Genomic DNA, 26,361 nt, shown 5'->3' with positions numbered 1-26,361 from the left:
TGCATTCTCACATTAAATTAAAATTCTTTAACCATATTAAGGTTTCGCGCAAACCATCACGGAGCTCAATACTTGGAGAGAAGCTCGTGTCTCGACGTAGCTTATCATTCGATAATACGTTGTATGGCACATCCACTCCTCGAGGAGGAGTGTATTGACACTGCAAACTATAACCATCGTCTTCTAATATTGGAGTTATGTATTCATTTAACAAAGTGTGCAGTGCGACGCCATTTGATGTTCCAACATTGTATGCTTCACCGAGTTTACCAAACCGGAGTATGGCAACCAATGCATCAGCTAGATCGCGGGCATGTATATAGTCTCGAACAACCGATCCGTCACCAAAAATATTCAATACTTCGCCCTTCAGCGCAGAAGCAAATGCAGTTGCAACAAAGCCCTGGCCACGAAACGGCTTCTGTCCTGGCCCATACGCATTACCAGGACGCGCAACAATAAAGGGTAAATTTTTCTGAATGTTATAGAGAAATCCAATGTTCTCTATAATTAGCTTTGATGTCCCGTATAAGGAAATCGGTTTTGTAGTTGAACTCTCAACAATAGGCTGATGGTTCAGCCGATTTCCATATACAGTACCGCCAGAAGATACAAACAAGAATTTCTTAATTTTCTTCGCGCAGCACATATCCATAAGATGCATTGCAGGCCTGACATTACGCTCAAACTCAACATCCATGTTGCACTCTTGGTTAAGGATCATTGTATCATGAACAAGATGTACAACAGAGTCTACCTCTTCAAGCATGCTCTGTAGAAATTCTGAGTCCTTATAGTCTCCATTTACGTACTCAACTCCGTCTTGCTTCACTTCTGGAGCAGGCAGAAACATATCTGCAACTCTAACGATCATTCCAGCAGAACGACAGGCCAAGGTCAGATGCTGGCCAATAAATCCCATACCTCCGAGTATCAAAACACGGGAGGCCTTTGGCGTATTCATACTGTTACACCTTTTTTCTTGTATTGTCTAATCGCCCTATCCCAGCATTCAACATACTGCTTGGCTATATTCGAGCTGGAAAAACGATCAAGTATATCCTGTTCTCGAGCCTTCAATTCCACCTGATATTCCTGATGGTTTTTGAGCCAATCTTCAAATTCAGAGTTTATATTGATATCTGACAAATTTACTGAAATCACGCCGCCGCCATAGTATTCACTCACTACATCTGCGATGTCGCCTACATCTGTTGCAAATGCAGGAACTCCCATTGCCAATGCCTCAATCATCGCTATTGGCAACCCCTCATACGCTGAGGTAAATATAATTCCGTCAGTCACAGCATGAAGTTCAAGCGTATTTTCGACATACGGTATTCGTTTTACATTTTCCAGTTCATTTTTTTCAATGAATGCATTTGCCTCATCAGCAAGCTCACCATCGCCGACCAACACAAAATACTCGTCCTGGTTGCCACCACGTAGCTTTGCCAGTTTTAAGAACTCAAGAGGCCTTTTCTGTTGCGTAAGCCGTGCTACAAACGTAAATATTCTCTTCCCTTGAGGAAGTCCAAACTTCTTCCTCAACCCAGCCTTATCAGGTTGCGATTGTTTAAACTGCTGAATACGTAAAGTATCAACAGCAGAATAAATTAAGTGCGTCTGCCTTGGGTCGATTCCAAAATCTTCACGGAAGCGCCGCTCTATTTTCTTATTAACAGCAATAAAGTGGTCAAAAGATCTGATGCCTGGCTCACCGTAACGGTTAATCCACCCTTGCTCAACATCATATACTTCCTGATCAATGATTGGCACATCGCGAAATATGCGTCGAATAGAAGAGGCATTATCACAAAACCAAGGTGAGCCATTGCAGACCCAAACCAACTCAGGCTTCAAACTCGACTTTAATCGAGTCAAGACCCGCAAATAGTCTTCATGACGCACAACCTCAGCCATCTCGATCACCTGAGCAGCGACATCCATAGCCTGAGCGGCCAAACTGCCTTGCTCTGGACGTAACCTTTCCATCGTTATCACAATAAAGTCAAATTGATGGTTCAACTTCCTCATAATCTCAACGGTATTACGCTCTACGCCACCTACCGCTAAAAAAATGGGGAATACAAAGACTACTGGCTTTGTATTTATACGTGACGACAAGTACTGAGACTCGTACCGAATCAAGCCTTGAGAAGGTTCCGCCTGACAGGAAAAGAAACCATCTGCATCCACTTCAATACTGCTAGTATCAAGCACTTCATTTATACGCACTTCAACAGCATTGCCCTTTGCCGGTAATAATCGAAGTATTTTCCCGCGCAGCGGAACCTGATTAAGGTTGCCTTCAAAAGCAGCATGAGCGACATCACGTGAGAAGATCATATGATCCCGCAGATTCCCAATACAGATGCTACCTTCTAACGTAAGAGAGTTAGAAATTATAGATAGATCCAAGCTATTTTCTATAAGCGCCACATAAGCAGAGTACAAATGATCGGGACAGAAAGTGAAAGATGAAGATGTCGGCCAAAAGAATGCTGTAGCATCCGCAGCCGAGGGAACAATAGGATTACTGCTAGCGCCACTGTCCTCGATAAGAGATAGCATTCCATCCTGCAGCAACTCATACACTTTTACAGCGTCGCCAAAGGTGCGCCGGAAAGTAGCCACTAAACTCTTTGCTTCCGGGTATTTCGAGTCAACGACAAGAGCAGGAATAGCCTTAATGACAGGAGTGACATCAGTACTAACGACATTTGTTTTATCGCCCATCTTATTTTCGCTGATTAGCTGCCTTGTACGATGGACTAAATATTTTGGGTTATTCAAAAGATGATAAACCGCCCGAGACGCCAATTGCCTGACTCTCTCCATTTTACTAACCAAGGTCACTTGCGACTCTAACAGCAGCTGGGCCTGCATTAATTCATCAAACAACCGGCGCTGCTTTGAACCATAGTGGAGATCTCTTTCGCTTCTTGTATTAAGCGCCTCACACAGATTGTAAAGCTCGGCCGAAGACAAGCTATCTGGCTCTTTTGCATTCTTCTCAAGCTTATCCCAATAATCTGAGCCAACACCCGGGAAGTGCGCCTCCATGGCAATCGCCAAAGAATTAGGGTAGTCGCCCAGCTTTTGAATAACCCCATATTCGTACATCGCCCGGAATAAATGCACATACAAAGTGCTCAAGCATTTCCGAATACCCATAGAAATATCATCAGGAGTGGCTGCAATAAGCTCTTCGTAATACTCACATCTACTGACAAGCGCATCCAATCTCTGTTGCCACGTCTCTTGAGAGTATTGCGATGTGCGATTTTTACGCGCCTTTTTCTCAAGTGATGCAACCCCCAGTAGCGTATCAATACCCGAATGCATTCTTGTAAATACCACCGCCATTTTCCCTGCTGAAATTTGGCGTTTACAGAACTTCGATGTCACATAGGGGTGATAATGATCGCCTTTCGCTCGAGTGGTGTAAAATAACTTGAGTCCACGTTTCGCCAACCGATAACCCAACTCGATGTCTTCAAAACCATACTCGTCAAATCGCTCATCAAAAATCACATCTTCTTCAAGAAGAAAACGTCTATCAACACAAATATTACAGGTATAAAAGTGTCTAAAATCAGTAAAGTCGTTATCTTTAAGGCGATTATAACTGAACTGTTCATTTCCAATTTCTGTAATGTGATGCATCAGATGATTAACATTTAGGTCTTGATGCCAATCAACGACGCCCAGTGTGGCGACCTTTGGTCCAAGCTGCTCACATATTTCAGCGTGAATATTAAGAATTTGAGGATCAGGGAAGATATCATCTCCGATGATAAGCAATTTATCTCCTGAAGCGGCTCTAATTGCGGCATTTCTCGCACTTGAGGCCCCTCCATGAGCATTACGCAGCACTTTTAGCGGCAAGCCGCTCACCGTCTCGAGAAATTCGACTGAGCCATCAGATGAGCCATCGTCAGAGAAAATAATTTCATATGGGAACAGTGTCACTGCATTTACTTTGCGCCATGCAGCAATAATTTCGGGCAGGAGCTTACCTCTGTTATAAGTTGGAATAATTACACTTATTAGAAGTGAGTTAGTAGTGCTCGCCTGCCCGTCCAGAATATCCGCCTTTTCATCCGAGGAGAGTAATATATTCTCCTCAGGTCGGTTCCAGTCCATATCAAACAAAGAGTTGGGGTGACGCCCTTCGGAACATCCATGCAACCAATAATGAACTAGAGGTGGCATGTCTAAGCCAGCAATATCCGGATAGCGAGCTCGGTAATACTTGCTGTCAAAATATGGTCCTGGCTGCCGACTCTCTTTCCAGCCTATCGCCAAGTAGTGTTTAAGAGGATTAACGCCCTTCTGCTCTACATCAGGATAATTCTTCAAGTACCATTCAGAGTCAAATAGAGGAGACCGTAACAGCTTCCAATACCAGTAAAGCAACTTACTACGGCTTTCCAGTCTACTCAAAACCACTTTTCCAATCCCCTTATCTTTTTCGGCAAATACAGACAGCCTATGCTCAACTTGAGTAATGATATGCTGTAGGTTACTAATAGTTTGTTTGTGCTCATGAGCAGCGTTGCTGAATGTAGCAAGCTTTTCATCTCGATCAATAATAGCCTGACTGAGAGCCTCGATTTCAGCATGTTTAGCCGTTGTCTCTTGGCTTAAGCGACCTATCTCCGAGTCACGCTCTTCTATTTCCTGCTTAAACGACAAAGCCTCCAAATCTCGCTCGCTAATCTTTCGCCCAAGCTCTGATATCTTTTGCTCAAGCTCTGATAACTTTTGTCCAAGTGTTAATACTTGCTGTTCGCTATCATGAATAGACTGACTAAGCGTTGCAGATGAGTATGACGCCACCCTCCCAAGCGCATTACACAGCAAGTCTTTATTGCTTATCTGTTGTATCTCATATATTTCTGGGGCTAGCAGACTTACGCGCCCCAGCTCCTCCCACGTTATCCTATCAAGAGCGACAATCGTGGCGGTCCCGACCCCAGGATCTTCGAGATTTCTGGAAGCGCTTAAGCCTACAAATATCTTGTCATCAGTAACACATACCCCACGGGTATAGCCCCCCAGAACTTTTGAACGAACTAATTCCCCGGCGCTATTATATTCAGCTACTTCCTTCTTCTCAGAGTTCGCCAGCAATAGGTTTTCACCAAAAGGCGTCAAGCTATGAGGCTGAGATAGTCCTTTGATTAGTTCCTTTCCACTAAGTAAGTCCTTTACATAACCTGCATCTTTGGTTTTCCCTTTATATTCGCGGTGCTGTTTAAAATCTCCAAATGCAGAGAAAACAATGCGCCCACCCCAAATCCCAAGGCAGTTAATATGAAGCGAATCTAGATCGCCATCAAAGGTCCATCTATCTACTTCTATGGAGTCACCATCAACCTTAATTATTTCGTTACCGGATGTACCTACGAAGTATATAAAGTCGTCCACGATCAACACATCGTGTATGTCGTCAGCTATGACAGCATCGGGCTCTGATTCAGGTTTCTTGTGATTATGAATCAACACTGACGAGGGCTGCAGGCCTCTAGCGAACCTTTCACTAGTTAGCGCAAATCCCGTCGCGCTAAAATTATCCAATTTATGAATAATGCCCTCATGGATTAGGAAAAGGCCTCCTTGATTCGGGCATGATACGAGTAGGTTATTGAATAGTTCATTCATCAATACTTACCAGTGGAGTGCAGCAAAAATCAACGATTTCGGTTGCAGTGCTGGAGGTTTCCGGCAATACACGAAATGCAATTGCATCTATTTTTCTATGCAAAAAAGTTTCCTCTTGACCACAAACCGCTAACACTCCAGCATTCATGAAGTAAACGCCCGGGTTTAAGTAGCAATGAAAGGTAAACTCAACAGATACAACTTTTCCTTGTGGAATAAACGGAACAGACTCAGCAAGAGATGGCGCCGAAATTGATCCTCCAAGCTCTAGCCCTGAGATTGTTTTAAGCAACATACCAAAACGAACATTTGTAGCGGCGACATCAAATTTCACGTTATAGCAATATCTATACTTCTTACCGCGAACAAGTCCATTTACGGGCTCCCCAGTAAGGGTCAAGATCTGGATTGATTCAATCGTAGCGCCACGTGACTCATATTCAATTGTACTAACAGGCTTCAAATGTGGATCAAAGTTTTCCTGGAGATGCTGCCCCCCCTCGTCTTGCTCCTTATTAGTACCCGTAGGTAGACTATCAACCTCGCTCACTCGTTCAGGCATAACCTCACTAGCCTGGAGCAACTGGCTGCGAATACTCTCTCGTTTATCTACGGGAGCATAAAGCAGCTTCTGATAGCTCCCTATAATTTGCTTAGGTTTGCCAACCGCAAGTCTCTCACCAGAATCCATAAGTATGGCTCTGTCGCACAGCTCCACAACCGTACTCCCTGAGTGGGAAACAAATAAAATTGTGGCGCCGCTGTCGCGGATAGCTTCAATTCGCGAAAAGCATTTTCGTTGGAAGAGTTCATCGCCAACAGACAACGCTTCGTCAATAACCAGGATTTCCGGGTCGACATTAATTGCGACAGCAAATGCAAGCCGGACAACCATACCACTGGAATATGTCTTAACTGGCTGATCTATAAACTGCCCGATATCGGCAAATGCGGCTATATCATCAAATCGCTCATCGACTTCGCGTTGACTCAGCCCTAGAACCGCTGCATTGAGATAAACGTTTTCCCGCCCTGTAAATTCCGGATTAAATCCCGCCCCTAATTCCAGGAGCGCAGCAATACGGCCATTTATCTCAACTGTTCCCTCTGTCGGCGACAGTGTTCCGCAAATTATTTGCAGAAGCGTGGACTTGCCTGAGCCATTACGCCCGACAATCCCTACAGTCTCACCTCTCTTAATTTCAAATGAAACATCTCTGAGGGCCCAAAAGTCGCGATAATAACGAGCCGGCGGCTGGTTACTGAAACGTTTTAGCTTCGGAATGACAAACTGTTTGAGTCGATCTCGTGGAGAATCATAGATTTGATAACATTTGCTTAGGTTTCGAATTCGAATAGCTGTGTTATCACGGCAAGGAGACTCGTTTTCACTAAAGGACATCCGAAAAACCTCTTCTTGTCTTTTGGAACCATGCATATCCGGCCCATGCCAGAATTACAGAGACAAGCGAGTAGATACCCAATCCAACCCAATCTGGCGCATGCCCCCATATAAGAACGCCTCTTGACTGTTCAATAATAAATGTCAGAGGGTTCAACATAATTAAAGAGTGATAGTTTTCCGGCAAGGCATCAATAGGAAAAAACACAGGCGAAAGGAAAAGTAAAACCGTAGTAATGATAACAATTGTCTGCCCAACGTCTCTAATAAAAACACCTATAGAAGCCAAGATCCATGCCCCTCCTAATATAAGAAGAATGAAAGGCAAAAATATTACAGGTACGAAGATTGCCGTCCAATGTATAAACCCATTAAAAATAACAAACGCAATCAATAACACTAAAAAACTAATCAATGAATGAAACAGTGCAGCAAATAAACAAACCACTGGCAGTATTTCAATAGGAAAAACCACCTTCTTAACAAAGTTCACATTGCCTAGAATCAATCCTGGAGCTCGATTAATGACTTCAGCAAATACACCATGAACAATAAGTCCCACAAAAAGCACTATCGCAAACTGCGATTTACTTTCTTCACCTCCAACCCCCCACTTGGCTTTGAATATCACTGAAAATACAAATGTATAGACAACCAGCATTAATATTGGGTGAAAAAAAGACCAAGCCAGCCCTAGAAAAGATCCCCGATATCGGCCAATAACTTCTCTTTTTGTCATTTGCCGAATGAGTTGCCAATTACGGCTGATAGAGAGAATCAGCCCTGTTAAAGAAGAAGAATACTGAGGCATTTAAATTAAGAACTTCCAGATAAGTTGTCATGTGGACACAGTTTGCAGGCGGTTTCCACCAAAAGCCCTTTGTGTGAAGGCTGCACTGGGTAGACTCCTAAAGAAATAGCCTCGACGGGCTTCCTTTTACTCTACACCAAACATTTGCTGGTTAATTCCACTAGTGCGCGCAATTTAGTCACGCAAGAGATTTTGCCGGATGCGGCGAGATTATATACACCAGAGGAAAAATTTCCAGCTTTACGACCCTTTAGCGCTGTGCAAACAGTAGCTCCCCTTGGGAGCGCGCGGGCAAGTCATGTAACACTCCACGTAGATGGCACCCGACCTATTTCATGCGTCTACTCCTTCCGGTACAACACATGAATATACCGGCCCAGGGAGAGGTAGGGTTCTTTCTGGGAGTGGGCGCGCTCCATTTCCAGCACGTCTTCATAGCTGCGTTCCCGGGCGATGTGTTTTTGCATGAAATCGTAAAAAGTGCGTATGCCTCGTTTGCATAACTGTCTCATGTCCGCCTGCTCCAACCAGCCGTAGACCTCATCGGGATCAAGTGGATTCTGTGGCGTCAGCCCCCCTTTACGATGGCTCCAGTTGTTCTTCTTGAGTTTGCGGAAATTGCCCTGCAGCAGATTGCGGTAAATCAGGCTATTGCGGTTATAGAAAGCCAGGGACAGCACGCCGCCACTGCGTAACTTGCTTAGCGCCTGCTCCAGGGCGGGGCGAGGGTCGTCCATCCACTCCAGCACTGCGTGGACGATTATCAGGTCATAGGGCCCCTGGAGTTGCGGCAGAACCTCCTGCATCGCGCCTTCACGCCACTCCTCGCAGGCCTGCGCCGCTCCCAGAGACTCCAGATTGGCGCGGGCCGCCGTTAGCATCTCTGCGGACAGGTCGGTCAAAGTCAGGCGATGTCCCGCCTGCGCCAGGCGTCCGCTGATCATCGCCGCGCCGCAGCCGATATCTAAAACTCGCCAGGCGCCCTCTCCCAATTGTTCCGCCAAATGGGCATCCAGGTCTTCGTTGATCAGATCCAGTCGTAAGCGCCCTTTGGGGGTGCCGTAAATATTATTCTGAAAGCGCTCTTTCAGTTCGTCGAAGTTGTGCCCCGGGGAACCCTTTGAATCTTCTTGCATTTTGGGAACTTACTGTTGAATCGAGATTGATGTTGACGCGTATAATACCACTACTGCGCACAAAGCCCTCGACAGGTTATTGAAAAGCCTTCGAAAAAACGTCGCCGCAATATCAATCGCTTCAATGCAACAAGGATACGCTTCACCATGCTTTCGCTACTTAAAATACTTCATGTTCTAGCGGCCCTGGGCTGGGTCGGCGGTATGTTTTTCGCCTATTTCATTCTGCGCCCTACCGCGGCGGAGCAGTTGCAGCCGCCTCAGCGCCTGCCGTTGTGGTCGGAAGTGCTGACCCGCTTTTTCCGATGGGTGTGGATCGCCGTGCTGACGCTCTGGGGCTCAGGGATGGGTATGCTCGCGCTGTGGGGTAGTAAACCGCCGTTGTATGTACATGTCATGCTGGGCGGCGCACTGGCGATGACGCTGATCTTCGTCGGGGTGTTTTTCTTCCCCTTTCGCAAGCTGAAGACCTGTACGCTGGAAAAGACCTGGAGTGAGGCCGGCGCCGCGCTAAACCAAGTGCGGCAGGCGGTGCTGGCCAATCTGTGCCTGGGGCTTATCGTCATCTGCGTCGCTGTTGGTAAGTGGCCGCTCTGATATCAGCTCCGCAATAACGTCAGGGCGGCGTCTAATGGCGCGTCGTCCGCCTCCAGCCAGTGGATGGCGACGCCCTGACGCTCCATGCGACGGAACCATTTCACTTGCTGGCGGGCGAAGAGATATATCGCGGACGCCAGCTTTTGCATCATGTCATTGCGGTTAAGCTGCTCCTGCAGATACAACGCGACATAGCGGTACTCTAATCCCAGCTCATCCAACTGCCGCCAACTCAAACCCGCCGCCCGGAGGCTTTCCACTTCGTCAATCAAGCCTTCGTCCAGACGAGTTTCCAGACGTTCGCGAATGCGGGTGCGCAATCGATCACTGTCGCAGTGCAACCCGATCACGACAGGATCGATACTGATCTGCACACTGGGACTGTCTTCATTCAGCTCTGCGTAGGCAATCTCAATCGCTCGCAGCGTGCGCTCACGGTCCTGGGTGTCAGTGGTGTTATGCAAGGGTCTCAACGAGGCCAGCAGCGCATTCAATCGCTCTTGATCGTGATGTTTGAGCCGTTCCCGCAGCAGCGGATCGACAGGCGCTTCGACCAGTCGATAACCACGCAGGATCGCATCCAGATACAACCCAGAGCCGCCGGCGATAATAGGACGCATCTCTCTTGTTTCCAGCTCCTCGAGTGTCCGCTGCATGACGCTGAGGTAGTCAAACAGGCTGAACGGAGTCCCCGGATCAACAATGTCGATCAGGTGATAAGGCGTCTCGCCGTAATCCTGCAAATCCTTGCCGGTTCCAATATCCATACCCCGAAACACCTGCCGGGAATCCGCAGACACCACTTCTCCCCCCATGGCGCGCGCCAGCCCTACGGCGAGCCGCGTCTTTCCGCAGGCAGTGGGTCCAAGCACCACTACAGGCCTGGCGTTAGGGTTTTCGTTAGCGATACTCATCTGTGACTCTTTTCTTGATTTCGGACAGCCTTCTCCGCCAGGAAGCAATCTAATCTATGCTTATATCAGACCCTGTTTACCTGAGCACGGAGTATGGCAATGATGAAAATAACCATTATCTGGATGGCCGTCGCCGCTGTATTTATGCTGCCAACCATGATGGTGTTGGCGTTTATTTTTCGCAACTCACGCACAGCGGACCTCTATTACAACGGGCTGGCCAACCGGGTGGAACAAGAACGCCTGGGCCAGATGCTGAAACAGAAAGGCGTCGACACCGCGCATTATGTTCGGGGCTCGTCTTCCGTCGAGGTGTTCAAAGCCATTCAAAACTGTCGCAACTGTTCCGAAAAAGCTCACTGTGGAGAACACCTGCAACAGGAAAACGCCAACCTTGGAGTTCCCGACTTCTGTCCCAATCATGACGCCATCGCCGCCCAAGCGCCTGTCAGCGCTGATGAGCCCAAGCCGGAAGCAACCCCTCCGGCATAATTACTCGCATGGCCCGGCGGCGCATGGGACAGTTAAACGCCAGTTCCATCGCCGCCAGCATCAAACCGTCCTCGTGCTTGTTGCCGGAACCATAACGCGGATCGCCCAGTAAGGGATGCCCCAGATCTGCAAAATGGCGTCGAATCTGATGTTTGCGTCCCGTGATCAGTTTGACCCGCACCAGACTGGAATCCGTCGCTTCGTCATAATGCTGGACCTGGTAATAGCTCAACGCTGCTTTGCCGTCCACAGGGAAGTCGATTTCCCCCTGCTCTTGCGCCAGTCGCCCTTTTACCCGCGCCAGATAGAACTTATCTAACGCATTATTCTGCAGCAGCGCGCCAAACCGCCCCGCCGCCGCTTTATTATGGGCAATGATCACCAATCCCATGGCCTCGCGATCCAGGCGATGCAGCAGGAACACCTGACGCTTGCTTTGGAAATGCAGTTCCACCATGCGCAGCAGGCTGCAATGGTCGCCCCATTCGGAGCCCTGCGTCAGCAGCCCGGCGGGTTTGCACCAGATGGAATAAGCATCATGATCCGCCACCAATGTGGGCTGCGGACTGTTCAGCGCGAGAATCTGAGGATCGTAATTCAGCTCCAGCACGTCGCCGACCGCCAATGCAGATTTGGCTCTGCGCAGACGCTTCTGCGGCTTGCCGCCGCGCTTCCACCAGACGGCGCCTTTCAGCATGGCGTCTTTGACTTTTTGCTTCGACAAACCGGTCTGCGCGGCCAGCCAGGTAGACGCATCCGCCACCGCTTCGCCGACGATCAACTTACGACGCCAGCGACTTTGCGCGTCCACTTCCCCGCCCCCGGAACGCCAAACATTATCTGACGGCATGGTACACCTTGAATCGGCTGTTCTCGAACAGAACCCGCACCGGCCCAACATGGGCTTCGATCCAGTCCGGGTATGGCAGGAAACGGTTGGCCACCAGGGTCAATGAACCTCCCGGCTTAAGCACGCGAGCACAATCGCGCAGAAACTGCTGGGTGATGCGCGTATCCTGCTTCACCCCCTGATGAAACGGCGGGKTAGTGACAATAGCGTCTACACCAGGCTGTACTTCAGCGAGCCCGTCTGACGCATAGATATTCAACTCCGCGCTGTTGGCTTCAGCCGTGCGCGCCGCGCTTTTCAGCGCCAGCAGATTGATATCCGTCAGCTCTACCGATGCTTTGGGATAGCGCTTCTTCAAAGTCGTTCCAATAACGCCGCAACCGCAACCAAAATCCAGAAAACGCCGCCCGCGCAACTCCGGCAGAGACTCCAGCAGCACTTGCGTTCCCTCGTCCAGACGACCCGCGCTGAAGACTCCCGGCAGCGTGAAGAGTTGCAGGGTGTCTACTTTCTCCTGCGTGAGTTCGTAGGCGCGCCAGAACTCGTCCTGTTGCGGCCGCCAATCATTCGCTGGCGTCAGTTGCCAAACTTGGCAATGACGCGCCGAGTCCACTTTGGCGGCGTCCCAGCCCTCTTTCGCCAGACGCTTGGCGGCGCTCTCCACGCCTTCGCGCTTTTCGCCCACCAGCCAGATATGCTGTGCGTGTTTCAATGCCAGCGCGACAACGGATAGCATCAGATCCAGCATTTCTCTGGCCTTTGGCATAAACAGGGCGATCTGATTCCATTGCGCGTCCGCAGGCAACGCCAGATCCGTAAATAACCGCTCTTCCGCTACGGCGTTCCGGCAGGCGTTCACCGCCGTGTGATCCCAACTCAGAACGCTGACCTCCGCGCCAGTCTGGCGCAGGTCCGCAGCAATGGCGTCTGCGGGCGGCGAGCACAATAGTATCCGGCCGCTCAAATGCTCACGTTGGCGTAACAGCGCTTGGCTGGGATTGCTTAACTGACTCATGCGGGCCTCGGAATACTGATAACTTCGCCCAATGTGGCGTATTCATCCGCCCCCAGACGGGACAGCGGGTTCACCTGCATTGCGTCCACTTTGTGACGGCCTTTGGCGTCCGTCGTCATCACGCTATCGTCCACAAACAGTTTTTCGATATTGAGCAGCACCATCGCCTGGGGCACGCTGCCCAGCTCTACCACTTCCTGCACCCGGCACCCAAACGCCAACCGACATTCCGCCAATCTGCTCAATTCAAAACCTTCGAAGTCCACCAATGACAGATTAAGCCCTTGCAGCTCGGATTCGCCGTAAGGCAGCGTCCGGGACGAGTCCGTCACCGCCTGCGCCATTTCGCGACCAGCGATATGCACCGTGCAGGGCGCGCCAACCTGTAAATTGCTGCGCGTATCTTTCAGCTCTCCGCTGGGCTTTTTACCGATGGAAATGGCGATGGTGGGAGGCGCGCTGGAAATCGCCGTGAAATAGGAGAACGGCGCCAGGTTCATGCCTCCATCCTCATTCCGGGTCAGCGCCCATGCAATGGGACGAGGGATGATGGTCTGCGTCATCCAATGATAGATTTTGGTCGCTTCTAATTGCTGGAAGTCAATATACATGGGGGGACTCTGTCGCGTTGCGGTGGCTTGAGGTTGCTAAAGCCCGCTATTTTAAGCCCGCCAGCCTCTTTTTTCTAACCTTTACGAAGAGTTGGGAAAATAATGTCGCCCCGACAACGGACTATATAAAAAGACCTATCGACACAGATGAAAATGTGATCAGCATCCACTCAATCTTTGTATCTTTGTGTAACACTGCTCAACATTCGGTCAGAACTGCCCAGGCAGCCAAGCCTGGAGAGCCCTGACGTTATAAAAACAAATACGTCCATCAACCTGTCGCGCCAGGAATCTATAAAGTTATAACAAACCCTGGCGCCGGGGCCTGCACGAATGCTGTCGCAGACCCCAGGGCAAAGAGGCGCCACAATGAACATATCCCCAACGCTATCGTCGATGCTGTTTATCGTCTTGTTGAGTCTGACTAAGCCGTCCTTTGCGGTGACGCTGCAAGGCGTGGAAGTTCCTGAATCCCTGCCGCCGGAGGGCGATCGCCCTTCACTTTCCTTGAATGGAGCCGCTACGCGCCGCTTTCTGGTCTTTGTCGATGTTTATGTCGGCGCCTTATATGTGGAGCGCACGACTCACGAAGCGCCAGCTCTGCTTGCTGATGAAGGTTACCGGCGCATGGAGTTCACCATGCTGCGAGACGTGCGCGGCCGCAAGATCGCTGACGCCTTTTACGAAGGCATGCGTCTGAATATCAGTAAGCAGCAGGCGGAGAACATCCGTGTGGAGATCGAGCAGATGGTGCATATGTTCGATCAAAAGCTGGAAAAAGGAGACACCGCCGTCGTGGAATATATCCCCGGCGTCGGGGCGCAAGTCTGGCTGGACGGGCGTGACCGCGGCGTCATTCCAGGCAAGAAGCTGTTCGACGCCATTCTGTCCATCTGGATTGGCGACTACCCGGTCAGTCAGGACTTCAAAGCCGGCATCCTGGGGGCGCCGCAACAATCGGCGAGTCGAATGGCTGACCGGAATTGACCCCGGTCAATATAAGCGTTACCAGGGAGATGGCCGCCGGGAGAGGTTGACCTGAGTCAAACTCACCATGGCGGACCCTCGCCATAATCCAACTAAAGATCACGTTATTATCGATCAGCCAAGTTGGAGATCCATTATGTACATCGACGAAACCATCATCGCGGGATTACTGGTAGTAGGCATGACCATCGCATTCTTCGGCGGCGTCTATGTCGTGCTGAAAAAAGAAAACGACAAGCATCAGAAACATCATTGATTACAGGCTTTGTCGCCATCCTGGCGTCAGTAGTCCTGCTTCCACTGTAGTTCGACTCCGCCAAAGCCGGACTGTCCGCCAGTGGTCGTCTCCAGGTTGAGGTTGGGGTTCAACTCCACCTCGACGGAGCCTTTCCACGGCTGCGCTGGATCTGGGGTTCGCTCCAGCTCCAGATAGACGCGTTCAGTCAGATATTTGCCCACGCCGACGGACACGCCGCTGCCGTTATCGGTTTCCTGCGTGTCGACGGATAGCGTATCGACCCCCAGCAAATCGCGGGTGGTGGCGATAGGATCAAAGAAACTGCCGCCTTCCCCTCGCAGCGTCTGCACCGCCGCCGCCAGGCGATACGCCTGAATCGGCGTGATGTTGCGCACGGACTTGCCGAACATGAGCTGCGACAGGATTTCATCTTCCGGCAAGGGCGGGTTCGAGCTCAGATTCACCTTCAGCGACGCCAGCGACCCGGACAGTTCCGCACGATATTCCGTGTCCTTGCTGGTGTAGACGCCCACGATAAACATGGTGAAGCTGTCGTTCTCAAACAGCACTTCCCCTTCCTGCAGATCGAATTTCTTACCGAAGACCTCAAAGGTGCCACGCAGGGTTTCAAAGTTGCCGCGGTAAGAGGCGGATTCCAGCGGCCCTTTGGCGAACACACGGCCTTTCAGTTCCGCTTCCAAGCCACGCCCACGTAAAAAAGCCTGTTGATTAACGACCAGACGAATATCCAGAGCGACCTTGGGCAAAGGCAGGATGCTGTCTTCCTCCAGCACTTCTTTAGCCACCTCGCGTACTTCAATCTCCGGAATATCACGGCCCAGCGCCGCGTCCAGCATCATCGCGAACGGCAACACTTCCACTTTTCCGCTAAGCAGCAGGTTTTTGAAGTCTCCTTCCAGCGTCAACTTCCCGGACACCGCCCCTTCCATATCGGAGCGGCGCAGAATACTGGCGTTGGTGGCGACCAGCTGCAGTTCTATCGGCTTGTCGTCACTTTCTTCACCGCCCTTCAGTTCACTCCAGTCCACATGGCCAAGCAGCTCCAGCTTGCCGGAGCCGCCATCGCTGGCGGAGCTGTCGCTCATGGTCATTTTCCGGCCGGAAAACGCCAGATTGGCCTGAGCGTCTTTAAATAAAGTGCTGGTGATGCGGTTTTCGTAAAAACCATCCTGTAGTTTCAAATCGCCATTTAACAGAGGATCGCCAAGAACGCCTTGTGCAGACAGATTCAGATTCAGGTCGCCGGAAAAGCGGTGAATATCCGGGTCCAGCAGAAAATTGAGCCAGCGCGTCTCCAGGTTACCGGCCACCGCCACATCCAGCGGAATCTTACGCACATCCAGCTCGCCCTGCAGTTGGTTGAAGAAATCCAAATATGTGCGCGCGTTAATATCCAGCTTCACTCTGCCGGTCTGCGTATCGTCTTTCTTAATCACTGTCACCAGCGACAAGGTTTCGTTTTCCTGTGTGGCGATATCAGTATGCAACTGCAACGGATATTTTTGCTTTCGTCCTTTATCGTCCATCCCTTCGATTTCCGTGGCGTAGGCGACATAACCGTCCACTTTGGGTTGCTGCAGCGAGCCCTGCAATCGCAAATCCGTATTCAACACCCCATGCTGCATTTGCCAGCCTAAAGCCTGCAAACTCTTCGTGTTCACACCAGAGCCGTTCAGCGAGACGTCAAACCCGGTGGGTCGCCACCAGCCAGACAGATCGACACGCCCGGCATCGCCCAGATTCGCGGTCAAGGAGGAAACATCCACCCCCTGCGTTCCGCCCTCGCCTTCGCCAGTCACCTCAAACGGCAAGGTCGAATAGCGACCCGCCGTGTGCAAACGTCCACTGACTTTGGGATCGGTAAACGCGCCTTCCACGTGTATATCTGCATCCACGTCGCCGCTCAGATCAGGCGGCAACGCCACATCCGCCAATGCAGCCAGTGAGTAAGGCAGTTTATGCGCCACCACATCCAGATTAAGCGTACTTTTGGCGATACTGACCCGCCCGGAGCCTTCCAACGTGGCCAGCTCGTCCTGGCTTGCGGCCGCATCGCTATCTTTAGGTTGCGCGCGGGGCAATTCGGCGCGAAATGAGCGGAAGTTCAATACATCGGGAGAGCCAGACAGGTTCGCACTCACCGCAAAGGCTTGCGATTTGAAGCTGCCCGCCGCCTGCGCCACGCCGGAGAATTCCGGCTTGGTGAACTTGCCTTTCACCTTGGCGTCGACGCCAACCAGTGTGGGTCCCAGTTCAGGCGGCAGCTCTATTTCCAGTTTACTAAGCAGGTCCAGCGGGATTTTGCCGCCCTTGGCGCTCAGGTCGAGAAGAGATTTGCTCCAGTCGATCTTGCCTGCAGCCGTCACCCAGGCCTCCCCAGTGTTGACGCGGGCGTCGCGCAGCGTGACGGAGTCTATGCCGCCTTTCACGCCGCCCTGCACCGTAAAAGGCAAATCCAGGTAGGAGCCGCGAGCAGATACCCGCCCCTCATAGTTGGGCGACACATAGGGGCCGGTCACAGTGACGTCGCTCGCTTCCGCGAACAGCTCCAGCCCTTCCGGCGGCGCAATATCCAACAAACTCAGATAACTTAACGGCGTCTGCGCCCGGGTGACGCGAATATTCAGTAATTCCGCCGCGAGGTCCACCGTTCCGCTGGCCTGCGCCTGCAACTCGTCCAGGCTGGCGGTGAGGGAGTCGATGACAATCTTTTCTTTGCCGCCACTGCCGCGCACGGAGGCGATCAAGGGCTTGCCGCTAAAGTTGGTGCGCACGCTGGCGCTGCCCGAGGCTTGCGGGTCATTCAGAGAGCCCGTCGCACGCAGACTGGCGCTGGCGTTACCGGTGCTGAAGTCTTTGGTCCAGGGCTCCAGCACATCCAGCGGAAAGCGATCGATGTCGACCTGCGCGTCCAGCTCTTCATCCGTCACCCGTCCACGCACCTTTTGCAGACGCTGATCAATATAGATATCCAGTCCTTCGGTTTGCACCAGAAACGCATCCAGATTCACATCCACTTTTCCGGATGCGCGCAGGCTGTGGCCGAACAACGGGGCTTTCAGTTGCTGCAGATCAATGCCGTAAGTCGGACCGCCCTGTGCGCCGCTGGTCGCCTGATCTGAGGGTTCGGACTGCGCCACCACAGCTTTCAATTCCACATCCAGCGCCTGCCAGGCGGGCATTTTCGCCAGTCCGCCCAGCCAGCCGCCAGCCGGCTCATTCAACATTGCGGTCAATGTCAGCCGTTTTTGTTCATCCCATTGCGTGGCGACCGCAATCTGCGCTGGCTTTTCCTCAAGCGTCCCGGCGTTCAGCTCTAACGTTAGGGGAACATCCGTCCAGTACAGTGTGCCGGAACCATGAATCTTCGCAGCGGGAATATCTTCCATGTCTGGAGCTTTTACTTTCAGACGCAGCAGCGACAATTCATCAAGCGCCACCGGCCACATTGCCGTAGTTCCAGACTCCGGCGGAGCCTCTTCTTCCTCGCTGGACTCTGGCAGCGTGTCCACCAGATTGATGTACAAATCATCCGCCGACAGATTGTCCACGTGCACCCGCTGGGCGAACAGGCTGTTGATGTCTACCTGCAGATCCAGGGCCCGCGCCCGCACCAGTTGCTTCTCGTTGAGATAGACTTCCAGCAGCCCAAAACTCCAGTGGCCAAGGTCCGGGCTACCGACATCTTCGACTTCAATTCGAATGGGAGAGCCTTTCAACGCCAGCGGCAGGCCTTTACCCAGCAGCCAGACGCGCCCGCTTTCGCTGCCGACGAAAGTCACCGCCAGCAGCAGCATGAATACAATCAGACTCATGATCAGGGAGAAAAAATGAGCCGGCCAACGCACCCACCATTTGCGCAGCATCAGAAGGCCTGCCCTATGCTGATGTACAACTGAAAGTTGTCATCCACTCCATCCCTGGGACTGAGAGGTACGCCAACGTCAAAACGGATGGGCGCGAAGAAAGTGAAATAGCGCAAGCCGATTCCCGTTCCCCATTTCAGTTCTTCTCCTGGCTGCAGGTTAGCGTCGTCAAAAGCGAAGCCGCCGTCTACAAAAAGCACAGCGCCCCAGCTCTCGGAGAAGCGAAAGCGAGTTTCCACGGAGACTTCGTTAAACGAGCTGCCGCCAAATGGATCATCGTCAGTGATTCGGCTCAGTGACTGATATGGATATCCGCGCACGGAGCCGCCGCCGCCCACATAAAAGCGCTCGTCAGCGGGTATATCGTCCGTTGACTGTCCGGAGATAGTTCCTGTCGCCGCCCGTAACGCCAAAGTGGGCTCCCAGTAAAAGGAGTCAGCAGTCAGATACGTACTGGCGGAGAAAGTGGTTTTCACAAAGCGGCGGGAGGTTTCCAGGGTATCAATGTATGGCTGAACGCCAGCGGTAAGAATAAACCCTTTGCGCGGGTCGAGGAGATTGTCGGTCGTATCCAGCTTCAAGGTGAATGGAAAAGACACTAGACCGAACTCATCAGTCACGCCTTCGTCGGTGACTTCACTGTATTTCAGCTGAGCGCCGATGGAGCCGGACAGGATATCCGTGAACTGACGCTTGATCGTAAAACTGGTCTGAGCACTAAGGGAATCGTAGGCGTCCAATTCCTTCTTGGTCAGGTCGCCGTTAAGAATGGCGCTTTGATCATCACGAAAAAAGTTAGGCAGCGTCAGCTCCCCTTCCACGGTGCGACGCACCTGAGACACGCGTCCGCCTACTTCGATCTTCTCGCCTGCGCCAAGAATATTACGATGTTCCCAGCCCAGCGATAGCCCAATCCCTTCATCCGTACTGTAACCGATCCCCGCTTTGCGCGTGCGGTGGTTGCGCTCCTGCAAGCTGAAGGAGGTATCGACGCGACCGTTCTCCGGTTGGGCGATATTCGTTTCGATGCGCGCAATCAGGTTGGTTTTGAGCAGATTCAAACGCGCCTGATCCACGCGGGCGCGGTTGAAGCATTGTCCCGGTTCATATCCCAGTTTTGTGCGCAGATATTCTTCCTTCACGGACGTCAGACCGGAGACAGCGATCTCGCCGAAGTTGACGCTGGGACTGGGCTCCATGCGATAAGACACCGTCGCGGAATGATCAGCGTGATTCACTTCCGCCACATAGCTGAGCTTCACTTCGTAAAAGCAGGCGTTTTCCTGAATATATTTTTTCAGCGCATCCTGAGTGTCCAGCACATTGGAAGCCACCAGCGCGCGCCCCTCTCGCAAAGGCCACGTGGAAGCTCTGGGCATCTTGAACCCGTCAGGCACGTCGAAAGTGATTTTTTGCACTTTGTACAGGGGACCCGGAGTCAGCAGATAGGTCACGCCTTTGTCATCTTCCTTGAGGCGGTATTCCACGGCTCCCGCGTAATATCCCTGCGAACGCAGCAGACGTTGAATGATGTCTTTTTCGTAGCGGGCGATTTTGACCGGGTTGGTGTACTGCTTGAGCGTGAGGTTCTCATCCCGTTGGCGATCCAGCTCGTCCTCCACCAAGGATTTCAGCTTCTCGTTATCCTCCACCACAACTTCATATTTGAGTTTGTCTGAAAAAAACGGAATGTCGATGGCGTGTGCAAGTCCGGAAACGGCCAGAAAAAATGTGAAACTAGCTAAACACCTTATTAAATGCATCAGGTTGAAATGGCTATCCGAAATATAGAGTCAGGTGATGAAATTGCTTCGTCCTATGAGACTCGGCATTTTGCGATAATTTTCGATGTCCTTCTAGATGAAACCGCAGGAATTACCCGTATTTAATAATGACTAGAGGTGACAACCATGTTTTATCCGCTAACATAGGGCGGCTTCGCCTTTATTCAGGAACATTCGCGAAAAGCACTTACAATTCAGCAGGATCAGGAAGAACCGGAACTCAGCGATTGCAATCAACGAACCTCGGGCCAACGCCCCAACCCCATCGCCAGCATACAACTTTTCCCGGCCGCCTTCCGGCCGGACTCGGACATATACAAGTAATCATAAAGGGAGAACTTCATGGCTAAACGCATGACGATAATGATTGTCGTACTTGCTGTCGTCTTCGGTGGAATTTTCTACTTCCTGGGCTATCTGAAGCCGAAAATGATGGGCGAATATTTCGCCAACTTTCAGCCCCCGCCGGTCACCGTTTCCTCAGAGAGCGCCCGCACGGAGAAATGGACGCCTTTCTACAGCTCCATCGGTAACGTTGTCGCCGTGCAGCAGGTGACGGTGACTTCCGAAGAAGCAGGCGTCATCAAATCCATGCCGATTTCGTCCGGCGCGCAGGTCAACGCCGGCGATCTGCTGGTGCAACTGGATACTGATGTGGATGTAGCGGAAATAAAAGGGATGCAGGCCTCTGCAGAACTCGCGGAAGCCACCTACAAACGCGATCAGAAGCTTTTAGAACGCAATGTCGCCAGCAGCCTGGATTTCGAAACCAGCCGCGCGCAGTTAAAGAATGCGCAGGCGCAGGTGGAAAGCCAGCGCGCCCGCATCAACAAAAAAAGCATTCGTGCGCCGTTCAAAGGCACATTGGGCATCCGCAAGGTCAATCTTGGCGAGTATGTGCAACCAGGAACGCCAATTGTCACTTTACAGGACCTGTCTCGGGTATACGTCAATTTTGCTTTGCCCGAGCAACTGTTCAGCCAGGTGCATAACGGCCTGCAGGTGGAAGCCAAGGTGGCGGCGTTTCCTGAACGCACTTTCAACGGCAAGGTCACCGCCATCGACGCCCGCGTGGACCAGCAAACCCGGAATTTCACCATCCAGGCGACTTTCGAGAATTCCGACCAGGCGCTGCGTCCCGGCATGTTCGCGGAAGTGAAGCTGTTGCTGGGCTCCGAGCGCGATGTGATTACAGTTCCCTCCACTGCCCTGGAAGCCAAGCTGTACGGCACCTCTGTATTCGTAATCAGCAAGGCGTCCGCAGAAGGTCAGGCCGCCACCGAAGACGCCCAGGAAAATATGGTGGTCGAGCGCCGTTATGTTGAAACGGGGCTGTCGCAGAACAACTGGACTGAAATCACCAAAGGGCTGGAGCCCGGCGAGTCCGTGGTCACCGCCGGTCAGCTCAAATTGCAGAACGGCTCCCGCGTGAAGATCAACAACAACGTGGAACTGCGCTGATCCGCACCGGTAAACAAGGAGAAGCCTATGCGTTTTACCGATATATTCATACGCCGTCCGGTGCTGGCGTCCGTCGTCAGCCTGATTATCCTGCTGTTGGGCCTCAACGCCCTGAAAACCCTGCAGGTGAGGCAATATCCGCAACTGGAAAATGCGGTCATCAATATTTCCACCGCTTACCCGGGCGCCAGTTCTGAACTGGTGTCGGGGTTCATCACTTCGCCCATTCAGCAGGCCGTGGCGAGCGCCGAGGGGATCGACTATCTGACCTCTTCCAGCAACCAGGGCTCCAGTCTGGTTGAAGTGCATCTGAAACTGGGCTTTGACTCCAGCACCGCGATGACGGAGATTCTCTCCAAAGTGGCGGAGGCGCGCCGTCAGCTGCCAGCTGATGCGGAAGAGCCGGTGATTCAGAAGTCCACCGCCGGCACCACTGCGCTCATGTACGTCAGCTTCTTCAGCCAGGACATGAGCGAAGCGCAGATCACCGACTACCTGAAACGCGTGGTGCAGCCGCAGCTGGAAACCGCCGATGGTGTGGCCAAAGCGGAAATTCTCGGGGGCAAGACCTTCGCCATGCGCGTCTGGTTGAATCCGCAGAAACTGGCGGCCTTCGACCTGACGCCTCAGGATGTCGCCCGCGCCGTCGGCTCCAACAGCTTTCTGTCCGCCGCCGGCGCGACTAAAGGCCAGTACATCACCGCCAATATCACCGCCGATACGGACTTGCACAGCGTGCAGGAATTCCAGCAGTTAGTGGTGAAACGAGATGACGCCACCCTGGTGCGTCTGCAGGATGTCGCCACCATTGAGCTGGATGCGGAAAGCGACGATTCAGCGGTGTACTTCAACGGCAATCGCGCCGTGTTTGTCGCCATTACGTCCCTGCCCGCCGCCAACCCGTTGGAAGTCATCGACAATATCTACGATCTGATGCCAGCGCTTGAGAAGCAGTTGCCCAGCGCGCTGAACGTCAAAGTGGCTTATGACGCCACCAAGTTCATTCGCGACTCCATCAACGAAGTAATCAAGACGGTTGGCGAAGCGACGGTCATCGTTATATTCGTCATCTTTTTGTTCCTGGGCTCTTTGCGCGCCGTAATGATTCCGGTGGTGACTATCCCGCTGTCTCTGGTGGGCGTTTGCTTCTTCATGCTGGCGCTGGGCTACTCCATCAACCTGCTGACCCTGCTGGCGATGGTGCTTGCTATCGGTCTGGTGGTGGACGACGCCATTGTGGTGGTGGAGAACATTCACCGCCACATTGATGAAGGCCTGTCGCCGTTCAAGGCCGCCATCATTGGCGCCCGGGAAATCGCAACGCCCGTCATTTCCATGACCCTGACTCTGGCGGCGGTGTACGCGCCGATTGGATTCCTCGGGGGACTGACGGGCGGCCTGTTCAAAGAGTTCGCCTTTGCCCTGGCGGGGGCGGTGATCATCTCGGGCGTCATTGCGCTGACATTGTCGCCGATGATGTGCTCCAAGCTGATGACGGAAACCAACAGCAAGATGGCGATCTGGCTGGATGAGATATTTGAAAAGCTCAGAGGCGCCTACCAGCGTCGCCTGCATAACGCGCTCAATTATCGCCCGGTCACGCTGGTGATGGTGCTGACGATGCTGGTGAGCTGTTTTTACCTGTATCAGCTGTCCAACAAAGAGCTGGCCAGGGACGAAGATCAGGGCATCATCTTCAGCATGTCCACCGCGCCGGTGAGCGCCACTCATGACTACGTGGCCGCCTATACCGATGAAGTCATCAAAACCATTGAGACCTTTGATGAGAGAAACGATTACTTCATCGTGCAAGGCGCCAACGGTTCCGCCAACAGCATGTTCTCCGGCATGATCCTGAAAACCTGGGGAGAGCGTGAGCGCAGTCAGATGGAGCTGGTTCCCATCATGCAGCAGCGCATGGGGGATATCGCCGGTTATCAATCGGTCTCCTTCAACCTGCCCACTCTGCCCGGCTCCAGCGGCCTGCCTGTGCAGTTCGTCATCACCACCGCGCAGGATTACAAGGTGCTGTATGAGCTTGGTCAGGAGCTGCTGGCGGAAGCGCGCAAGAGCGGCAAGTTCCTGTTCGTTAATTCCGACCTGAAGTTCGACAAGCCTACCGCGCATATCTCCATCAACCGCAGCAAGGCGGCGGAACTGGGCATCAGCATGCAGGATATCGGCGCAGCTCTGGCGACCATGTTGAGCGGCGGCTACACCACCCGCTTCAGCGTGGAAGGCCGCAGTTACAAGGTGATTCCACAAGTGCTGCGGGAATACCGCGCCACAGCTGAGCAACTGGACGACTACTACGTACGCACCGCTTCCGGCGAGCTGATTCCGCTCTCCACCATCGCGGAAGTCTCCAAAGGCGTGGAGCCCAACAAGCGCGGGCAGTTCCAGCAGTTGAACTCCATGGTGGTGGAAGGCGTCATGACGCCCGGGATCAGTCTGGGCGAAGCATTGGACTTCCTGGACCAGAAGGCGCAGACCATCTTCCCGCAGGGCTATGGATATGAGTACGCCGGACAGTCCCGACAGTACAAGCAGGAAGGCAGCGCGCTGATCTTCACCTTCTTCTTCGCCCTGTTGATGATCTATCTGGTGCTGGCGGCACAGTTCGAGAGCTTCCGCGATCCGTTCATCATTCTGGTGAGCGTGCCGATGTCATTGCTGGGCGCGTTGATTCCCATCGCCTTCGGTGTGACGTCGGTGAATATCTACACTCAGATCGGTCTGGTGACGCTGATTGGCTTGATCACTAAACACGGCATCTTGATTGTGGAGTTCGCTAACCAGTTGCAGGTGGAACAGGGACTGAGCAAGCGTGAGGCCATCGAACAGGCCGCCGGCATTCGTCTGCGGGCGATTCTGATGACCACCGCCGCGATGGTGGTGGGCGTGCTGCCTCTGCTGTTCGCCAGCGGCGCCGGCGCCGTCAGTCGTTTCGATATCGGTCTGGTGATTGCTTCCGGCCTGTCCATCGGCACGATCTTCACGCTGTTTGTAGTGCCCACCATGTACATGATCCTGGGCACGGACCACAGTCTGGTCGAAAAACAGGAAGACGTGGACGGCGAACTGTCCCACGCCTGACCTTTCCCTCTTAGCCTCCGGCGCCCGCCAGCGCCGGAGCCCTATTGAAAAAAGCAATTATCGGGCGGCTCTGGCTTGCCTGATAATGGCTTTTCTGATTTATTCCCCTAACGCCATCCGCTTGACCATCGCTTTCAGGACGACCGCTGTATGACCGACTATTCCGTGTTTCTGGTGTTTCTCTCCACCTGCCTGTTTGTGTCCGCCACCCCGGGCATGTGCATGACGCTGGCGTTGACCATGGGATTAAGCATTGGTTTGAAGCGTACGTTCTGGATGATGTGGGGCGAATTGATCGGCGTCGGCATTGTCTCCGTCGCCTCTGTCGTAGGCGTCGCCACGTTGATGCTGCAGTATCCGCAGGTGTTCTCCGTGCTTAAGTACGTCGGGGGCGCTTACCTCGCCTACCTTGGCGTACAGATGTGGCTGTCCCGGGGCAAAATGGCCATTCCCGAGAAGATGGAGGACTCCCGCGTCGCCAGTCCCACCGAGCTGGCTACACAGGGCTTTGTGACGGCGATTTCCAACCCCAAGGGCTGGGCGTTTATGGTGTCGCTGTTGCCGCCCTTCATTTCAACCGACGCTCCAATGGCGCCGCAATTGGCGACCTTGGTTTCGATCCTGTTGATTGTGGAATTTTTCTGCCTGGTGTTATACGCCAGCGGCGGCCGCACGCTGCGCCACTTCTTGCTGCAAGGCGATAACGTCCGCTTGTTGAACCGTATCGCTGGGACCTTAATGATCGGCGTCGGAGCCTGGCTGGCGTTTTTCTGACGCGGGTTTTCAGACGTCAGGAGGTTTGCGGCGTAACGGGAATTTTATAGCTCAGCGCCGCCGCCAGATCCCGTTTGGAGGCTTCCCAATAAGCAGCGGCGGAGGATGCCAGCTCCAGCATCTTATGGACGGGCGCAGGCAGGTCGTTGAGATCGCCGGTATCCAACAGATTCTTCATCTCATGGCCCAGCTCCGTATCTCCGAGAATCACAATCCGGCGTTGAAAAAACAGCGTATCCGGGTCCATCTTGCGACCCGCAATCAAGGCAAAGGCGGCGGAATCGCCTCGGATTTCCGTATCCGCCGTTTCCGTCCGCGCCACTCTGATGGAGCGATCCTCACCAAGACTCAGGCTCCAGCTCAGCTCCAAATCCACCACCGTCACTTTGACCCAGCGATGGATAAGAGAGTCGAACTCTCCTTCTCTGATCGCCTCGCCGAAGCCGTCCTGCAGCAGCTTGCGAATAAGCGCGGCCTGGAACGGAAACGGCGTGCGCGCCAGGGGATGCAGCAGATAGCGTCCCGGCCGGCGCACCACATCTGTCAGCGCCGGCAACGCGGCGGCAAGCTCTTTGGATAATTGCAGCGGGCTTTTGAACATGAACATCAGTCTCCCTTGTCGCAGCGTTTAGTCGC

19 protein-coding genes are annotated in these 26,361 nt (G+C 52.7%); 7 read left to right on the top strand and 12 right to left on the bottom strand.

The features are described from left to right. Window positions 1-7: 7 nt before the first annotated feature. The 5 genes from KP814_RS23695 to KP814_RS23675 all read right to left on the bottom strand — a co-directional run bounded on the left by KP814_RS23695 (window position 8) and on the right by KP814_RS23675 (window position 9,019). On the bottom strand, window positions 8-964 hold the full coding sequence (locus KP814_RS23695) for an NAD-dependent epimerase/dehydratase family protein (protein WP_216739092.1): 957 nt from the start codon (window positions 962-964) through the stop codon (window positions 8-10). Next, window positions 961-5,670, bottom strand: a complete 4,710-nt coding sequence (locus KP814_RS23690; RefSeq protein ID WP_216739091.1) for a glycosyltransferase — start codon at window positions 5,668-5,670, stop codon at window positions 961-963. The genes KP814_RS23695 and KP814_RS23690 overlap by 4 nt, the downstream gene beginning before the upstream one ends. Then, a complete protein-coding gene (locus KP814_RS23685) occupies window positions 5,663-7,072 on the bottom strand; it encodes an ABC transporter ATP-binding protein (RefSeq protein ID WP_216739090.1) in 1,410 nt (469 codons plus the stop codon). The genes KP814_RS23690 and KP814_RS23685 overlap by 8 nt, the downstream gene beginning before the upstream one ends. After that, a complete protein-coding gene (locus KP814_RS23680; protein WP_216739089.1) occupies window positions 7,062-7,883 on the bottom strand; it encodes an ABC transporter permease in 822 nt (273 codons plus the stop codon). Before KP814_RS23680 ends, KP814_RS23685 begins: the two co-directional genes overlap by 11 nt. Window positions 7,884-8,224: 341 nt before the next feature. Then, the gene (locus tag KP814_RS23675; protein WP_216739088.1) at window positions 8,225-9,019 is read right to left on the bottom strand and encodes a methyltransferase; all 795 of its coding nucleotides are present in this window, start codon (window positions 9,017-9,019) and stop codon (window positions 8,225-8,227) included. Between the two features lie 147 nt (window positions 9,020-9,166). On the opposite strand from KP814_RS23675, the gene KP814_RS23670 reads away from it, so the two are divergent. After that, on the top strand, window positions 9,167-9,616 hold the full coding sequence (locus tag KP814_RS23670; RefSeq protein ID WP_216739087.1) for a CopD family protein: 450 nt from the start codon (window positions 9,167-9,169) through the stop codon (window positions 9,614-9,616). A gap of 2 nt (window positions 9,617-9,618) precedes the next feature. Here KP814_RS23670 and miaA read toward each other — a convergent pair whose 3' ends face one another. Beyond that, window positions 9,619-10,530: a tRNA (adenosine(37)-N6)-dimethylallyltransferase MiaA gene (miaA, locus tag KP814_RS23665; RefSeq protein WP_216739086.1), complete on the bottom strand. Its 912-nt coding sequence runs from the start codon at window positions 10,528-10,530 to the stop codon at window positions 9,619-9,621. A gap of 99 nt (window positions 10,531-10,629) precedes the next feature. Between miaA and KP814_RS23660 the strand changes: the two genes are divergently transcribed. Beyond that, on the top strand, window positions 10,630-11,022 hold the full coding sequence (locus KP814_RS23660) for a DUF6455 family protein (RefSeq protein ID WP_216739085.1): 393 nt from the start codon (window positions 10,630-10,632) through the stop codon (window positions 11,020-11,022). On the opposite strand, the gene KP814_RS23655 is transcribed toward KP814_RS23660, so the two are convergent. The 3 genes from KP814_RS23655 to KP814_RS23645 are packed head-to-tail and all read right to left on the bottom strand — an operon-like array spanning window position 10,979 to window position 13,498. Continuing rightward, a complete protein-coding gene (locus tag KP814_RS23655; RefSeq protein WP_216739084.1) occupies window positions 10,979-11,872 on the bottom strand; it encodes an RluA family pseudouridine synthase in 894 nt (297 codons plus the stop codon). The two genes, KP814_RS23660 and KP814_RS23655, sit on opposite strands and share 44 nt — an antisense overlap. After that, window positions 11,859-12,887, bottom strand: coding sequence for a class I SAM-dependent methyltransferase (locus KP814_RS23650; RefSeq protein ID WP_216739083.1), 1,029 nt, complete (start codon window positions 12,885-12,887; stop codon window positions 11,859-11,861). Before KP814_RS23650 ends, KP814_RS23655 begins: the two co-directional genes overlap by 14 nt. Further along, entirely contained in the window at window positions 12,884-13,498 is a 615-nt protein-coding gene (locus KP814_RS23645; protein WP_216739082.1) for a flavin reductase family protein, read from the bottom strand. The genes KP814_RS23650 and KP814_RS23645 overlap by 4 nt, the downstream gene beginning before the upstream one ends. Before the next feature lie 369 nt (window positions 13,499-13,867). Here KP814_RS23645 and KP814_RS23640 point away from each other — a divergent pair, with 369 nt between their 5' ends. Both KP814_RS23640 and ccoM read left to right on the top strand, forming a co-directional pair. Further along, complete coding sequence (locus tag KP814_RS23640; RefSeq protein WP_216739081.1) at window positions 13,868-14,485, top strand: chalcone isomerase family protein; 618 nt, start codon at window positions 13,868-13,870, stop codon at window positions 14,483-14,485. Window positions 14,486-14,621: 136 nt separating this feature from the next. Beyond that, window positions 14,622-14,741, top strand: coding sequence for a cytochrome c oxidase subunit CcoM (gene ccoM, locus KP814_RS33265; RefSeq protein WP_279508102.1), 120 nt, complete (start codon window positions 14,622-14,624; stop codon window positions 14,739-14,741). Between the two features lie 26 nt (window positions 14,742-14,767). Here the strand turns inward: ccoM and KP814_RS23635 are convergent, their stop codons facing one another. Together KP814_RS23635 and KP814_RS23630 are read right to left on the bottom strand one after the other, a co-directional pair. Then, entirely contained in the window at window positions 14,768-18,610 is a 3,843-nt protein-coding gene (locus tag KP814_RS23635; protein WP_216739080.1) for a translocation/assembly module TamB domain-containing protein, read from the bottom strand. After that, entirely contained in the window at window positions 18,610-20,262 is a 1,653-nt protein-coding gene (locus tag KP814_RS23630; protein ID WP_216739079.1) for a BamA/TamA family outer membrane protein, read from the bottom strand. The genes KP814_RS23635 and KP814_RS23630 overlap by 1 nt, the downstream gene beginning before the upstream one ends. Window positions 20,263-20,736: 474 nt before the next feature. Between KP814_RS23630 and KP814_RS23625 the strand changes: the two genes are divergently transcribed. From KP814_RS23625 to KP814_RS23615, 3 genes are all read left to right on the top strand, one after another. After that, complete coding sequence (locus tag KP814_RS23625) at window positions 20,737-21,855, top strand: efflux RND transporter periplasmic adaptor subunit (RefSeq protein WP_216739078.1); 1,119 nt, start codon at window positions 20,737-20,739, stop codon at window positions 21,853-21,855. A 27-nt stretch (window positions 21,856-21,882) separates the two neighbouring features. Next, window positions 21,883-24,951 carry an efflux RND transporter permease subunit gene (locus KP814_RS23620; RefSeq protein ID WP_216739077.1) on the top strand — a complete coding sequence of 1,023 codons (3,069 nt, stop codon included), beginning with the start codon at window positions 21,883-21,885 and terminating at the stop codon, window positions 24,949-24,951. Between the two features lie 150 nt (window positions 24,952-25,101). Next, window positions 25,102-25,725: a LysE family translocator gene (locus KP814_RS23615; RefSeq protein ID WP_216739076.1), complete on the top strand. Its 624-nt coding sequence runs from the start codon at window positions 25,102-25,104 to the stop codon at window positions 25,723-25,725. 16 nt (window positions 25,726-25,741) lie between these two features. Here the strand turns inward: KP814_RS23615 and KP814_RS23610 are convergent, their stop codons facing one another. Then, window positions 25,742-26,326 (bottom strand): SCP2 domain-containing protein, encoded by a 585-nt coding sequence (locus KP814_RS23610; RefSeq protein ID WP_216739075.1) that lies wholly within the window; start codon window positions 26,324-26,326, stop codon window positions 25,742-25,744. Window positions 26,327-26,361: the final 35 nt, after the last annotated feature.

The organism is Hahella sp. HN01 (assembly GCF_018986435.1).
Classification (GTDB): Bacteria; Pseudomonadota; Gammaproteobacteria; order Pseudomonadales; family Oleiphilaceae; genus Hahella.
This window is presented reverse-complemented; position numbering and strand designations above follow the sequence as displayed.

Coding starts and splice junctions, on each gene's coding strand:
- KP814_RS23695 (WP_216739092.1), bottom strand. CDS start 964: ATGAATACGCCAAAGGCCTCCCGTGTTTTGATACTCGGAGGTATGGGA.
- KP814_RS23690 (WP_216739091.1), bottom strand. CDS start 5,670: ATGAATGAACTATTCAATAACCTACTCGTATCATGCCCGAATCAAGGA.
- KP814_RS23685 (WP_216739090.1), bottom strand. CDS start 7,072: ATGTCCTTTAGTGAAAACGAGTCTCCTTGCCGTGATAACACAGCTATT.
- KP814_RS23680 (WP_216739089.1), bottom strand. CDS start 7,883: ATGCCTCAGTATTCTTCTTCTTTAACAGGGCTGATTCTCTCTATCAGC.
- KP814_RS23675 (WP_216739088.1), bottom strand. CDS start 9,019: ATGCAAGAAGATTCAAAGGGTTCCCCGGGGCACAACTTCGACGAACTG.
- KP814_RS23670 (WP_216739087.1), top strand. CDS start 9,167: ATGCTTTCGCTACTTAAAATACTTCATGTTCTAGCGGCCCTGGGCTGG.
- miaA (WP_216739086.1), bottom strand. CDS start 10,530: ATGAGTATCGCTAACGAAAACCCTAACGCCAGGCCTGTAGTGGTGCTT.
- KP814_RS23660 (WP_216739085.1), top strand. CDS start 10,630: ATGATGAAAATAACCATTATCTGGATGGCCGTCGCCGCTGTATTTATG.
- KP814_RS23655 (WP_216739084.1), bottom strand. CDS start 11,872: ATGCCGTCAGATAATGTTTGGCGTTCCGGGGGCGGGGAAGTGGACGCG.
- KP814_RS23645 (WP_216739082.1), bottom strand. CDS start 13,498: ATGTATATTGACTTCCAGCAATTAGAAGCGACCAAAATCTATCATTGG.
- KP814_RS23640 (WP_216739081.1), top strand. CDS start 13,868: ATGAACATATCCCCAACGCTATCGTCGATGCTGTTTATCGTCTTGTTG.
- ccoM (WP_279508102.1), top strand. CDS start 14,622: ATGTACATCGACGAAACCATCATCGCGGGATTACTGGTAGTAGGCATG.
- KP814_RS23635 (WP_216739080.1), bottom strand. CDS start 18,610: ATGCTGCGCAAATGGTGGGTGCGTTGGCCGGCTCATTTTTTCTCCCTG.
- KP814_RS23625 (WP_216739078.1), top strand. CDS start 20,737: ATGGCTAAACGCATGACGATAATGATTGTCGTACTTGCTGTCGTCTTC.
- KP814_RS23620 (WP_216739077.1), top strand. CDS start 21,883: ATGCGTTTTACCGATATATTCATACGCCGTCCGGTGCTGGCGTCCGTC.
- KP814_RS23615 (WP_216739076.1), top strand. CDS start 25,102: ATGACCGACTATTCCGTGTTTCTGGTGTTTCTCTCCACCTGCCTGTTT.
- KP814_RS23610 (WP_216739075.1), bottom strand. CDS start 26,326: ATGTTCAAAAGCCCGCTGCAATTATCCAAAGAGCTTGCCGCCGCGTTG.